Annotated in this window: 10 protein-coding genes; 5 read left to right on the plus strand and 5 right to left on the minus strand. The window is 73.3% G+C overall.

Annotated features, from left to right (window positions below; genetic code table 11):
* Nucleotides 1-9 precede the first annotated feature (9 nt).
* The 3 genes from Pdca_RS31770 to Pdca_RS31780 are packed head-to-tail and all read left to right on the plus strand — an operon-like array spanning nucleotide 10 to nucleotide 3,386.
* Nucleotides 10-2,028 (plus strand): prolyl oligopeptidase family serine peptidase, encoded by a 2,019-nt coding sequence (locus tag Pdca_RS31770; RefSeq protein WP_085913316.1) that lies wholly within the window; start codon nucleotides 10-12, stop codon nucleotides 2,026-2,028.
* Nucleotides 2,029-2,039: 11 nt separating this feature from the next.
* Nucleotides 2,040-2,939, plus strand: coding sequence for an NADP-dependent oxidoreductase (locus tag Pdca_RS31775; RefSeq protein WP_085913317.1), 900 nt, complete (start codon nucleotides 2,040-2,042; stop codon nucleotides 2,937-2,939).
* Nucleotides 2,940-2,999: 60 nt separating this feature from the next.
* Nucleotides 3,000-3,386, plus strand: coding sequence for a maleylpyruvate isomerase family mycothiol-dependent enzyme (locus Pdca_RS31780; protein ID WP_232021310.1), 387 nt, complete (start codon nucleotides 3,000-3,002; stop codon nucleotides 3,384-3,386).
* On the opposite strand, the gene Pdca_RS31785 is transcribed toward Pdca_RS31780, so the two are convergent.
* Entirely contained in the window at nucleotides 3,341-4,753 is a 1,413-nt protein-coding gene (locus tag Pdca_RS31785) for an HNH endonuclease (RefSeq protein WP_125911633.1), read from the minus strand. The genes Pdca_RS31780 and Pdca_RS31785 overlap by 46 nt on opposite strands.
* Before the next feature lie 298 nt (nucleotides 4,754-5,051).
* Between Pdca_RS31785 and Pdca_RS31790 the strand changes: the two genes are divergently transcribed.
* On the plus strand, nucleotides 5,052-5,732 hold the full coding sequence (locus Pdca_RS31790) for an SIMPL domain-containing protein (RefSeq protein ID WP_085913319.1): 681 nt from the start codon (nucleotides 5,052-5,054) through the stop codon (nucleotides 5,730-5,732).
* Between the two features lie 3 nt (nucleotides 5,733-5,735).
* On the opposite strand, the gene Pdca_RS31795 is transcribed toward Pdca_RS31790, so the two are convergent.
* The gene (locus tag Pdca_RS31795; RefSeq protein WP_085913320.1) at nucleotides 5,736-7,352 is read right to left on the minus strand and encodes an acyl-CoA synthetase; all 1,617 of its coding nucleotides are present in this window, start codon (nucleotides 7,350-7,352) and stop codon (nucleotides 5,736-5,738) included.
* Between the two features lie 144 nt (nucleotides 7,353-7,496).
* Between Pdca_RS31795 and Pdca_RS31800 the strand changes: the two genes are divergently transcribed.
* Nucleotides 7,497-8,867 carry a short-chain fatty acid transporter gene (locus Pdca_RS31800; protein ID WP_197719862.1) on the plus strand — a complete coding sequence of 457 codons (1,371 nt, stop codon included), beginning with the start codon at nucleotides 7,497-7,499 and terminating at the stop codon, nucleotides 8,865-8,867.
* On the opposite strand, the gene Pdca_RS31805 is transcribed toward Pdca_RS31800, so the two are convergent.
* From Pdca_RS31805 to Pdca_RS31815, 3 genes are all read right to left on the minus strand, one after another.
* Nucleotides 8,854-10,383: an adenylate/guanylate cyclase domain-containing protein gene (locus Pdca_RS31805; protein WP_085913321.1), complete on the minus strand. Its 1,530-nt coding sequence runs from the start codon at nucleotides 10,381-10,383 to the stop codon at nucleotides 8,854-8,856. The two genes, Pdca_RS31800 and Pdca_RS31805, sit on opposite strands and share 14 nt — an antisense overlap.
* A gap of 32 nt (nucleotides 10,384-10,415) precedes the next feature.
* Nucleotides 10,416-11,576, minus strand: coding sequence for a pyridoxal phosphate-dependent aminotransferase (locus tag Pdca_RS31810; RefSeq protein ID WP_085913405.1), 1,161 nt, complete (start codon nucleotides 11,574-11,576; stop codon nucleotides 10,416-10,418).
* 262 nt (nucleotides 11,577-11,838) lie between these two features.
* Nucleotides 11,839-12,711: a MaoC family dehydratase gene (locus Pdca_RS31815; protein WP_085913322.1), complete on the minus strand. Its 873-nt coding sequence runs from the start codon at nucleotides 12,709-12,711 to the stop codon at nucleotides 11,839-11,841.
* Nucleotide 12,712 lies beyond the last annotated feature (1 nt).

The following is a 12,712-nucleotide window of genomic DNA, read 5'->3' on the forward strand; positions in this document are numbered from 1 at the left end:
GATCGGAGCATGACGAACGACCCGCACGCCTGGCTCGAGGACGTCACCGGCGACGAGGCACTCGCGTGGGTGACCGGGCGCAACGCCCGCACCGAGCAGCGGCTGACCGCGGCACCGCTGTTCACCGAGCTGGAGTCCGGCATCCGGGAGGTCCTCGACGCCCCCGCCCGCATCCCGTTCGTCGGGCACCGCGGCGGCTACTTCTACAACTTCTGGACCGACGAGCGGAACCCGCGCGGCCTGTGGCGGCGGACCACCCCCGAGCAGTACCGCACGGATTCCCCGGAGTGGGAGATCCTGCTCGACGTCGACGCGCTCAACGCGGCCGAGGGCGAGAACTGGGTGTGGCACGGCGCCCGGTTCCTGCGCCCCGACCTGGACCGGGTACTGATCGATCTCTCCCGGGGCGGTGCGGACGCCGACGTGACCCGCGAGTTCGACATGGTCACCCGGGACTGGGTGCCCGGCGGATTCGTGCGGCCCGAGGCGAAGGGCGGCGCGTCCTGGCTGGACCGGGACACCCTGCTGGTGGCGACCGATCTCGGCGAGGGCACGACCACCGAGTCCGGTTACCCACGCACCGTGCGGCGCTGGACCCGCGGCACCCCGCTCGCCGAGGCCGAGCTCGTCTACTCCGGCGAGCCCGGCGATCTGAGTGTGTCGGCGTACCGCGACCACACCCCCGGGTTCGAGCGGACCTTCGTGCGGCGGGCGCTGGAGTTCTACTCCGACGAGCTGTACCTGCTCGGCGACGACGGCGAGCTGCGGAAGATCGACGTCCCGGACTCGGCGATCGCCGACGTCGAACGCGAGTGGCTGCTGCTGGAGCTGCGCGAGGACTGGGCGGGGTTCCGTGCCGGGTCGCTGCTCGCCGCCCGGTTCGACGACGTCGTGGCCGGTACCCCGTCCTGGGAGGTGCTGTTCGCACCGACCGACGAGTCGTCGCTGGCCGGGTACACCTGGACCCGGCACCATCTGGTGCTCAACGTGCTGGAGAACGTCGTCAACCGGCTGTCCGTGCTCACCCCCGGTGAGCAGGGCTGGGCCCGCGCGGAGTTCCCCGGCGCACCCGAGTTCGGCAGCGTCGGTGTGTCCGCGGTGGACAGCGACGAGAACGACGACGTGTGGCTCACCGTCACCGACTACCTCACCCCGGCGTCGCTGGCGATCGCGACCGTGGGCAGCCCGCCGGAGACGCTCAAGAGCGCACCGGCCTTCTTCGACTCCTCCGGGCACGTGATCGAGCAGCACTTCGTCACCAGCGACGACGGCACCCGGGTGCCGTACTTCCTGGTCCGGCCCGCCGACCTGGCGTTCGACGGAACCGCACCGACCCTGCTCTACGGCTACGGCGGCTTCGAGATCGCGCTGACCCCCGGCTACTCGGGCGGGACCGGCCGTTCCTGGCTCACCCGCGGCGGGGTGTACGCGGTCGCGAACATCCGCGGCGGCGGTGAGTACGGCCCGCGCTGGCACCGGGCGGCGCTGCGGGAGAACCGGCCCCGCGCCTACGAGGACATGGCGGCGGTGGCCCGCGACCTGGTCGAGCGGCGGATCACCGCGCCGTCCCGGCTCGCCGTGCAGGGCGGCAGCAACGGTGGCCTGCTGGCCGGGAACATGCTGGTCCGCTACCCGGAGCTGTTCGGCGCGGTCGTCATCCAGGTCCCGCTGCTGGACATGAAGCGCTACAGCCACCTGCTCGCCGGGGCGTCCTGGATGGCCGAGTACGGCGACCCGGACACCGACGACTGGGACTTCATCCGGACGTTCTCGCCCTACCACCTGATCGACGCCGACGCCGGCTACCCGCCGGTCATCCTGCTGACCTCGACCCGGGACGACCGGGTGCATCCCGGGCACGCCCGCAAGTTCGCCGCGGCGCTGGAGGCGGCCGGCCACGACGTCACCTACTACGAGAACATCGAGGGCGGGCACGGCGGCGCCGCGGACAACGCACAGGCGGCGCGGATGGCGGCGCTGGCGTACGCGTTCCTGTGGGAGAAGCTCGGCCGGGCGACGGGGCACTAGGGTCCGCGACCATGCGCGCGTACGGGTTCGGACGGGCCGGTGGACCGGAGCAGGAGACCTTCCTGGAGGTCGAGGAGCCGGTCCCCGGACCGGACGAGCTGCTGGTGCGGGTCCGCGCCGCCGGGGTGAATCCCGGCGACTGGCGGGTCCGCAACGGTGCCTACGGCGTGCCGGGCCCCGCGGTGCTCGGCCGGGAGGTCGCGGGCACCGTGCTGGCGCTCGGCGAGGGCGTCAGCGGGTTCGCCGTCGGGGACGAGGTGTTCGGCGGCTGCCCCGGCATGCTGGGCGGCTGGGCGCCGCGCGCCCGCACCATCGCGTCGTTCTCGGCGCACCGGCCGGACGGGGTCTCCGCCGAGCAGGCCGCTGTGCTGCCGGTCGCCGCCGGGACCGCGCTCGACACGTTGCGCGGCCTGGCACTGGAGCCGGGCGCGACGCTGCTGGTGAACGGGGCGGGCGGGGGCGTCGGGCTCCCGCTGATCCAGCTGGCCCGGTTGCAGGGGCTGCACGTCGTCGGGACGGCGAGCCCCGGCAAGCACGATCTGTTGACCCGGCTCGGCGCGACCCCGGTCGCCTACGGCGACGGGGTGCTGGACCGGCTCCGGGCCGCCGCACCCGCCGGGATCGACGGCGCGCTGGACCTGGTCGGCGGGGACGCGCTGCGCACCGTCGCGCCGCTGGTCCCGGCCGCGGCGCTGTACTCGGTCGCCGACAAGGCGACCGTCGCCGAGCTCGGCGGCCGGGCCGTGGAACGCGACCGCAGCCCCGCGGTGCTCACCGAGCTGGCCCGGCTGGTCGCCGCGGGCGACCTCGATCCGCTGGTGCAGCAGACCCGCCCGCTGGACGAGGCGGGCGAGGCGCTGGCCGCCGTCGAGTTCGGGCACGCCACCGGCAAGATCGTGCTCCTGCCCTGAACCGTGCGGCCGGACCTGCCGGGCCGATGACTTCCCGGGGACCGGCCGGTCGCTCCCGGCATGACAACACCGACCGTGCCCCGCGCGGCGATCGACCGCGCGGTGTCCGCCGAGCGCGTGGCGGTCGCCGATCTCGTCGACTCGCTCACCGACGACGAGTGGATCACCGGCTCGCTGTGTTCGGGCTGGACTGTGCGGGACGTCGTCGCGCACCTGACGACCACTACCCGGGCCCCAGGCTCTCGCCCTGTCCGCCGAGCACCCGCGGGCCGACGTCCGCCCGCTCGGCCGGGTGCACGAGTCGCCGCCCGAGGTGGTCGCTGCGGGGCGCGCGGGTGGTGTCGGCCGATTCCGGGTGGACCCTCGGAGACGGCGCGGAGCTGCGCGGGCCCGACCCGGAGCTACTGCTCGTCGCCGCGGGACGGCCGGCCGGGCTCACCGGGCTGAGCGGGCCGCGTGTCGGGGTGGTCGCGCCGCGAGTGGCCTGACGAGTGCAGCGGTTCCGTCCGGTGCAGGTAGGAGTGCCCGGTCGGGGTGGTGGTGCAGGTGCCCTCGGCGGTCGGCTCGACCCACCACCCGGGCTGCTCACGCAGCTGGTTGTGCAGCTCGCAGACCGCGCGACCGTTGTCGAAACCGGTCGGGCCACCGTCGGCGGCCCGCACCACGTGATCGATGTGCCGGGCCGGAGCGTCGCAGTAGGGAGCGGTGCACCGGTGCCGGTCCCGGGCCCGGATCAGATCCGCCAGCCCGGCCGGGAAACACCGCGCCCGGGAGTCACCACCGATCACCGTGCCCCGCACCGTCAACAGCCGCCGCAACAGCCTGCGCCCGCGCGCCCGGGCCAGGAACCCGACCGGGATCGGCCCGAACCCCGGGACCTCGGCGGGCAACGGGCTGCCCTCGTCGAGCAACGCCTCCAGCGGCACGACGACCTGCACCTGCACGTCGACGTGCTCGGCGGTGACCCGCCCGGTCACCCGCTCCACGAACGTGTCGGCCATGACCTGCCCGCGGCTGCGGGTCAGCGGCTCGGGATCGACCTGGACCGCGTCGAACGCCCGGCGCAGCGCCGCATAGCAGGCCACCCCCTGCTCCACCGGCAGGTGCGCCCGCAGGTCGACCATCCCGTCCGGGGCCTGCCGCAGGGTGACCCGCCGCCCCGTCCGCGCGGCCAGGCAGCGCTGCCGGAACTTCTCCGGCGCCACCTCAGCGGCGAGCGCGGCGACCAGGCTGCGCAACCGCGCCGGCCCGAGCCGGGCGATGTCGTGCCCGGCCAGCCGCCGGTCGACCTCCGCCCGCTCCCCGGCATCGAGATGCGCGGTCGCGCCGACCACGATCGACACCCGGTACCCGTCGAGCTCCCCCGCCGCGAACAGGCCGCGCACATGCCCCAGACCGTCGTGCAGATCCCGGGCGGTGCGCATCCGGTTGCGCCCGACCGTCGGCGAGGCCCGGTTGGCCAGCCCGATCTCGGCGCCGATGCTGCGCTCGAGCCGCTCCGGGTCGATCACTGCGGCACTGTCGGCGGCGCGGCGACGGGCGAAGGCCAGCTCGGTGGCCACCAGCGCCGCCTCCACACTGTTGCGCACGGCGACCAGCGCGATCATCCGATCCACCAGCACCGGTGACGGCGACACCTCGTCGACCACCGCCGCCAACTGCTCGAACCGAGCCCGCACGGCGTACAGGTCCGGCACCGCCGACAGGTCCGGCACTGCCAACAGATCGGCGGCAGCCGGCGGATCAGAGACGGCAGGCCGAACAGGGCCGGCAGGCGGGTCGGGTGCGGCGGGGGCGTCGATGACCGTGGTCATGCGTCCATCATAGACGAACATATGTTCGAATACCAGGGTCCGGAATGGACGAACCACGCCCGCCATTTCATCCGCGGCCCCCGGTGCCCGGCCGGAGACGGACGGAACCGGACCGCGCCCGGCACATCGAGGAGCGGTGGGGTCCGCTGCCGGCCGCGGTCGACCGGGCGGGCCCGCCGTCGCGTTCGGCCCAGGCCGGCAGGTCCCGCAGAACGGCGACGTCCACACCCTGAGCAGCTGGGCGCGGCGTCGACCACCGGCGGTTCCGGTGGGACCGACGGCCACTACCCTCGCGCTCATGGCAGAGGCACCGGCGGGCGAGGTCGTGATCAGGGTGCGCGGCGAGTTCGAGCGCGAGGTACCCGCCGAGCGGGGCACCGCGAACCTGGTGGTGCTCGCCCAGGGCGCCGAGCCGGGGCCGGTGCGGGCCCGGGTCGAGGCCGACGCCACGGCCGCACTGGCCGACGTGCGCGGCTGGCACGACCCGGACGCGGGCCCGGTCCGCCGCTACGTCGTCGGCCAGGTCCGCACCTCGGTGCAGCAGCCGTCGCACAAGGGCAGGCCCCGCCCCGCCGTGTACCACGCATCGGTGTCGATCTCGGTGGAGTTCGACGACGTCACCCGGCTCGGCGGCTGGCTGTCCTCGCTCGGCGCGATCGAGGGCGTCACGGTACAGGGGATCGGCTGGGACCTGGCCGCCGAGCACCGGCGCGAGCTGGAGCGGGCGGTCCGCCAGGAGGCCCTGCGCCAGGCCCGCGAGCGCGCCCAGGACTACGCCGACGCACTCGATCTCGGCCCGGTACGGCCCCGCCAGGTCGCCGACGTCGGGCTGCTCGGCTCGCATCCGGCACCGTCTGCCCGCGCCGTCGGCCTGTCCTTCGCCGCCGCGCCGGAGAGCTCCGGCGACGGCCTGGGCGAGCTGCTGCGGCCCGACGACGTGACGGTGCAGGCCACCGTCGAGGCCGAGTTCACCGTCTGAGGCTCATCCCCGCTCGGCCGCGATGTCGGCGTGCGCGTCGCGCAGCGCCCGCTTGAGGATCTTGCCGCTCGGGTTCTTCGGGAGCGCGTCGGTGAACACCACGTACTTGGGCCGCTTGTACCCGGCGAGCCGTTCCCTGGCGTGCGCGTGCACCTGCTCCTCGGTGAGCGTCACGCCCTGCTTCGGCACGACGACCGCGGTGACCGCCTCGATCCAGTGCGGGTGCACGACCCCGAACACGGCGACCTCGGCGACGCCGTCGAGCAGGTAGAGGGCCTCCTCCACCTCGCGGGACGCCACGTTCTCGCCACCGGTCTTGATCATGTCCTTCTTGCGGTCGACCACCGACAGGTAGCCGTCCGGGGTCATCACGCCGAGATCGCCGGAGTGGAACCAGCCGCCGGCGAACGCCGCTGCGGTCTTCTCCTCGTCGTCGTAGTAGCCCAGCGCCGCGTGCGGGGAGCGGTGCACGATCTCGCCGACCTCCCCCGGCGGCAGCTCCACGCCGGCGTCGTCGACCACCCGGGTCTCGACGTTCAGCGACGCCCGGCCGGCCGAGCCGGCCCGCTCCAGCTGCTCATCGGGCCGCAGGATCGTCGCCAGCGGGGACATCTCGGTCTGCCCGTAGAAGTTCCAGAGGCGCACGTCCGGCAGCCGCCGGGACAGCTCGTGCAGCACCTCGACCGGCATCGCGGCCGCGCCGTAGTAGCCCTTGCGCAGGCTGGACAGGTCGGTCGAGTCGAAGTCCGGGTGGCGCAGCAGCGAGATCCACACCGTCGGCGGGCAGAACAGCTTGGTGACCTTCTCCCTGGCGATGGTGGCCAGCAGGGTCGCCGGGTCCGGTGCGGGCACGATGATGCTGGTCGCACCGAGGTAGACGTCGACCGAGAAGAAACAGTCCAGCTGTGCGCAGTGGTACATCGGCAGCGAGTGCAGCTCGACGTCGTCGTCGGTCATCCCGCCGTCGACGATGCAGGACAGGTACTGGGTGATCAGCGAGCGCGACGACAGCATCACACCCTTGGGCCGGGACTCGGTGCCGGAGGTGTACATCAGCCGGAGCGGGTCGTCGTCGCCGACGTGCACGTCCGGCTCCCCCGGGTTACCGGCACCGTCGATCCACTCCGCGACGTCGGCCCAGTCGCCGCCGGCGGAAACGCCGGACAGCCCGATCCGGCCGCGCACCCGCACCGGGGCGGACGAGTGCCCGAGCGCTTTCTCCGCGGTCTCGGCGAGCGCGTCCTCGACGACGAACGCGGCGGCCCGGGAGTGGTCGAGGATGTAGGCGATCTCCTCCGGCCCGAGCATGAAGTTCACCGGCACCAGGACGACGCCGAGCCGGGCGGTCGCGAAGGCGAGCACCCCGAACTGACGGCAGTTGTGCGACAGCAGGGCCAGCCGGTCGCCCTTGACCAGCCCGCGGTCGGTGAGCGCGGCCGCGCAGCGGTTCACCGCCGCGTCGAACTCGGCGAAGGTCCAGCGGGTGTCGGAGTCTACGACGGCGAGCCGGTCCGGGTAGCGCGCCGCGGTGCGGTGCAGGAGATCCCCCACCGAGTGCCGGCGGGCACGGGCGATCGCGGCGGTGGTCTGCTCGCTGAACTCCGAGGCGGCGCTGCTCATACGACGATCCTGCCCCAGCCCGTGGCCGACCGTCACCTGCCGGATCGCTCCGGATCGCTCCGGATCACACCGTGGCGATCACGGCATTCGCCCCGTATGTTCCGTTCGTCAATCTTATTGATCCAGATGGGAGTGGTGCACGGCATGGCCCGATCCGACACGAGCGTCCCGACCGGAACCCCGCTCTCCCGCGCGATGCGCCCGGTGAACGCCGTCGTCGAGCGGTACATCCCGTCGGCGCTGGTCTTCGCGATCGTCCTGACCTTCGTGGTCGGCCTGATGGCGGTGGCGCTCACCGACTCCGGCCCGGTCGACGTCGTCGCGAGCTGGGGCGACGGCCTCTCCGGCCTGCTCGACTTCATCACCCAGATGGCGCTGATCCTGCTGCTCGGGCACATGCTCGCGCACACCCGCCCGGTGCAGAAGCTGCTGCGGGCGCTCGGCTCCGTGCCGCGCACGACGATGCAGGCCTACCTGTTCGTCTTCCTGGTCGCCGCGATCGCCTCGCTGATCACCTGGGGCCTCGGTCTCGTGGTGGCGGCGCTGATCGCCCGCGAGGTCGCCGCGCAGGGCCGCGAGCGGGGCCTGGCACTGCACTTCCCGATGCTGGTGGCGGCGGGGTTCTCCGGCTTCGTCGTCTGGCACATGGGTTACTCGGGATCGGGCCCGCTGCTCGCCGCCACCGAGGGCTCCTTCATCGCCGAGCAGCTCGGCGCGCCGATCCCGGTCAGCGAGACGACCTACTCCACCTGGAACCTGATCGCGATCGTGGCGACCGTGCTGGCCGTCGCCGGCGCGCTCTACCTGGTCGCGCCCCGGCCCGGCGAGAAGATCCGGGAGTTCAGCACCGAGGAGCCGGTCGCCTCACCCCGCCCGGCCGACGACGAGCGCACCCCGGCCGACCGGGTGGACGGCAGCCGCGTCCTCACCGCGCTGCTCGGGCTGCTGCTGGTGGCCTATCTCGTGCACCACTACGCGACCGGCGGCAGCCTGACCATCGACATCGTCAACTGGACGTTCCTCTGCCTGATCCTGCTGCTGGTGGCGAACCCGTCGGAGATGATCACGCTGACCCGTAACGCCGCGGCGAACGTCGGCGAGATCCTGCTCCAGTTCCCGCTCTACGCGGGCATCCTCGGGATCATGACGGCCAGTGGCCTGGTCGAGATCATCTCGGCCTGGTTCGTCAACATCTCGACGCCGGTGACCTTCGGCCTGCTCGCGTTCCTGTCCGCGGGCCTGGTGAACCTCGCCATCCCGTCCGGCGGCGGTCAGGTGGCCGTCCAGGGCCCGGTCATGATCGACGCGGCGAACCAGATCGGCGTCGATCCGGCGATCGCGCTGATGGCGATCGCCTACGGCGACCAGTGGACGAACATGATCCAGCCGTTCTTCGCGCTGCCGCTGCTGGCCATCGCCGGGCTGAAGATCCGCGACATCCTCGGCTACACGACGGTCACGCTGATCGCGTCCGGCATCGTGTTCGGCGCGACGATGCTGATCATCTCCCTGTGAGCACCTGCTCCTCGACGGGTGTGTGGACCGGGGTGGGGGCGTCCCGCCCGCGCAGCGTGACCTCGGTTCCGGCCCGCCAGTGCCGGGCCTCGCGGCCGGCCGCGTCGACGGCGCGGGCGGCCGCGACGACCCGGCCGGGGACCGACTTGGCGAGCTCGGTGAGCCGGGCCGCCTCGTTCACCGGGTCGCCGATCACGGTGTACTCGTAGCGACGCGGATCGCCGATGTTGCCGGCGACGGCGTCGCCGGCGGAGACGCCGATCCCGGCCTCGATCTCCGGCATCTCGGCGGCCAGCCGCCGGCCCAGGCGGCGGGCGGCGGACAGCGCAGCGCCGGGGGCGTCGTCCAGGTCGGTCGGGGCACCGAAGACCGCCAGCGCGGCGTCGCCCTCGAACTTGTTGATCCAGCCACCGGCCTGCTCGACACACTCGACGACGACGCCGAAGAACCGGTTGAGCAGCGCGACGACCTCTTCGGGGGGCCGCCGGGCCGCCATCGTCGTCGACCCGACGAGATCGACGAACAGGACCGCCACCGGCCGCAGCTCACCCCCCAGCCGGATCCCGTCGCCATCGGCCGCGGCGGCCTCCGCGACGTCCCGGCCGACGTGCCTGCCGAACAGGTCCCGGATCCGCTCGCGCTCACGCAGGCCCTCGACCATGCCGTTCGTCCCGGCCTGCAGCTGGCCCAGCTCGGTGTTGTCGTAGACCGGGACCCGGACGTCGAGATCGCCGTCCTGCACCCGGGCCAGCGCCCGCCGCACGGTCAGCACCGGATCGGCGATCGCCCGGGCCGCGCCGACCGCGGTCAGCAGTCCGGTACCGATCGCGGTGCCGCCCAGCACCAGCATCGTCACCGCCAGCTGGGTCGGCGAGGAGTCCCCGTAGACCAGCGCGATCAGCCCGGCCAGCATCACCCCGCACAGCGGGACGGCGGTGCCCAGCGCCCAGAAACCGACCGAGCGCAGCATCACCCCGGTCACCAGGCGCCGTCGCTGCGGCGGACGCCCGGACAGCACCCGGGCCGCCGACCGCCGCAGCATCCGCTCGACCAGCAGGTAGCACAGCGCGCAGGTGGTGACCCCGCCGATCGCGACGGTCGCGGTCACCGAGAACGCCAGCCGCCCCGAGTAGCGCAGGTTCAGCAGGCAGAACAGCACCGCGGCCAGCAGCCACAGGAACGCGATCATCCAGGTGATCCGGGACGGGCCACGCAGCACCAGCCGGCGTTCGGCCTGGTCGAGATCCCTCGCGCGCCGCGGCAGGGTCAGCTTCCGGCGGCCGAACCAGATCCCGATCGGGATCGTGACCAGCAGGTATCCCGACAGCACGACGAGATTCACCAGCCGGATCTCGACCGCGTCCAGCAGCTCCTCGCGGGGCAGCACGAACGACGCGATCACCAGCACCACGGCGGCGCCACCGAGATTCGCCGCGACGACCACGAGCGCGAGCAGCGCGCGCACCGGGAGCCCGACGACCGGACGTCCCGGCTGCGCGGGCCGCTGATCCGTCATGAGGCGGATCCTAGGCCGAAAGGGTGATCGGGTCAGGTCCGCAGGGTGGCGAGCCGTTCGGCCGCCTCGGTGAGCACCTCGTCGCGCTTGCAGAAGGCGAACCGGATCAGCGGCCGGGTCGCCGCGACGCCCGCCTCGGACGCGCAGAACACCGACACCGGCACCGCGGCCACCCCGCAGCGCTCGGGCAGCTGCCAGGCCAGCTCGACGCCGTCGTCGTGGCCGAGCGGGCGCGGGTCGGCGACCACGAAGTACGTGCCGCGCGGGGTGAGCACGTCGAAGCCGGCGGCGCGCAGCCCGGCCGAGAGCAGGTCGCGCTTGCGGGTCAGGTCGGCGGTGATCCCGGCGTAGAAGTCGTCGCCGAGTGCGAGCGCGTCCGCCACCGCGGGCTGCAGCGGGGCCCCGCCGTGGAAGGTGAGGAACTGCTTCACCGCGCGGGCCGCGCCGACGAGCTCGGGCGGGCCGTGCACCCAGCCGACCTTCCAGCCGGTCACCGAGAAGGTCTTGCCGGCCGAGGAGATCGTCAGCGTCCGGTCGGCGAGCCCGGGCAGCGTCGCCATCGGGACGTGCCGGGCGTCGTCGAAGGTCATGTGCTCGTAGACCTCGTCGGTCACGATCACCGCGTCGTGCGCACGGGCCAGCTCGCCGATCCGGCTCAGCCGATCGGCACCGAACACCGCACCGGTCGGGTTGTGCGGGGTGTTGACCAGCACCACCCTGGTGCGGTCGGAGAACGCGGCGGCCAGCTCGTCGTCGTCGAAGTCGAAGTCGGGGGCGCGCAGCGGGACCGGGCGCAGGGTGGCGCCGGAGAGCGCGACGGTCGCGGCGTACGAGTCGTAGTTCGGCTCGAACGCGATCACCTCGTCGCCGGGGCCGCAGAGCCCGAGCAGGGTCGCCGCGATCGCCTCGGTCGCGCCGGTGGTGACCAGCACGTCGTCCGGGTCGACGTCGAGTCCGTAGAAGCGCCTCTGGTGTTCGGCGACGGCCTCGCGCAGCGCCGGTACGCCGGGGCCGGGCGGGTACTGGTTGAGACCGTGCTCGGTGATGTTCGCGGCGGCGCCGGCCAGCAGCGACGCGGGCCCGTCGGTGTCCGGGAACCCCTGACCGAGATTGATCGCCCCGGTCCGCGCGGCGAGCCGGGAGATCTCGGTGAAGATCGTGGAGGTGAACGGGCGCATGCGCTCGACCAGCATGACCTCACCGTAGTGCGGTGCCGCCGGGCCGGGTGGCACCGCTCCGGCAGAGCGGACCGGGATCAGTCCAGCCCGCGGACGATGTGCGCCTCGTCCTCGTGCTCCTCGACGTCGGCCCGCGTGGCGGTGCTCTCGGCGGTGTTCATCATGGCCTCCTCATGAGTGTCGGATGACGAATGGTGGACACAGGGGTGGACGCACGTCACCGGGTTTTGGTTGCTGTACCGGCTCATGGACCGATACAGATGCCCCGGCCGGGTGACTACCCGCCGATCCGGCCGGCCAGGTGGATCCGCTCCGGCTTGCCGGCGCCGCGGACCGCGAACCGCCACGCGTCCCCGTCGCGAGCGGTCACCAGCTCCGCGGCCGACGGGAGCAGCAGCGGCTTGCGGAACGTGACGTCGAAGGTCGGTGTGTCCGGCCACCTGCCCTCGAGTGCCGCGGCCACCCGCGCCGCGGTCCACATACCGTGCGCGATCGCCCGCGGGAAGCCCATCGCCTTCGCGGTGAGCGGGTGCAGGTGGATCGGGTTCACGTCACCGGAGACGGCCGCGTAGCGGCGTCCGATGTCACCGGGGACCCGCCACAGCGCGGCGGCCGGGCCGGTCGGCACCTCCGGGTCGGGGACCGCCGGGCCCTGCTCCACGGACGGCGCCCGCGACCCGCGGGACAGGTAGGTCGAGCGGCTCTCCCACACCGCCGTGCCAGCTGCTGACGCCACCCCGACCAGGTCGACCCGTGCGCCCTTCGGATGCGCGGTGAGGTGCTCGGCGTGCACCCGCACGTCGAGCGTCTCGGACACCCCGACCGGCCGGTGCACGGTGATCCGGTTGGCCAGGTGCACCAGGCCGGGCAACGGCAGCGGGAACGACCGCTCGGCCATCAGCGCGACCTGCAGGGGGAAGGTCAGCATGTGTGGGTAGGTGATCGGCAGCGTGTCGCCGACCCGGAACCCGCAGACCCGCGCGTAGTCGACCAGGTGCGCCGGGTCAACCTCGATCCCGCGGCGCACCAGCGCACGGTCCGGAAGGGTGGCCGCCCGACCGGGTAGCGCCGTCCGTACCGCCGCGGCGGCGTAGAGCGGGCCCAGCGCGGGCGGCCCGGACAGCTCGGTCACGTCGGTGTCGCCCGCCATC

Origin of the sequence: Pseudonocardia autotrophica (assembly GCF_003945385.1) — a bacterium.
Classification (GTDB): domain Bacteria; phylum Actinomycetota; class Actinomycetes; order Mycobacteriales; family Pseudonocardiaceae; genus Pseudonocardia; species Pseudonocardia autotrophica.

What these genes read in the sequence shown, in the direction of transcription:
- Pdca_RS31770 (WP_085913316.1), top strand. Translation starts at nt 10, where the DNA reads ATGACGAACGACCCGCACGCCTGGCTCGAGGACGTCACCGGCGACGAG.
- Pdca_RS31775 (WP_085913317.1), top strand. Translation starts at nt 2,040, where the DNA reads ATGCGCGCGTACGGGTTCGGACGGGCCGGTGGACCGGAGCAGGAGACC.
- Pdca_RS31780 (WP_232021310.1), top strand. Translation starts at nt 3,000, where the DNA reads ATGACAACACCGACCGTGCCCCGCGCGGCGATCGACCGCGCGGTGTCC.
- Pdca_RS31785 (WP_125911633.1), bottom strand. Translation starts at nt 4,753, where the DNA reads ATGACCACGGTCATCGACGCCCCCGCCGCACCCGACCCGCCTGCCGGC.
- Pdca_RS31790 (WP_085913319.1), top strand. Translation starts at nt 5,052, where the DNA reads ATGGCAGAGGCACCGGCGGGCGAGGTCGTGATCAGGGTGCGCGGCGAG.
- Pdca_RS31795 (WP_085913320.1), bottom strand. Translation starts at nt 7,352, where the DNA reads ATGAGCAGCGCCGCCTCGGAGTTCAGCGAGCAGACCACCGCCGCGATC.
- Pdca_RS31800 (WP_197719862.1), top strand. Translation starts at nt 7,497, where the DNA reads ATGGCCCGATCCGACACGAGCGTCCCGACCGGAACCCCGCTCTCCCGC.
- Pdca_RS31805 (WP_085913321.1), bottom strand. Translation starts at nt 10,383, where the DNA reads ATGACGGATCAGCGGCCCGCGCAGCCGGGACGTCCGGTCGTCGGGCTC.
- Pdca_RS31810 (WP_085913405.1), bottom strand. Translation starts at nt 11,576, where the DNA reads ATGCTGGTCGAGCGCATGCGCCCGTTCACCTCCACGATCTTCACCGAG.
- Pdca_RS31815 (WP_085913322.1), bottom strand. Translation starts at nt 12,711, where the DNA reads ATGGCGGGCGACACCGACGTGACCGAGCTGTCCGGGCCGCCCGCGCTG.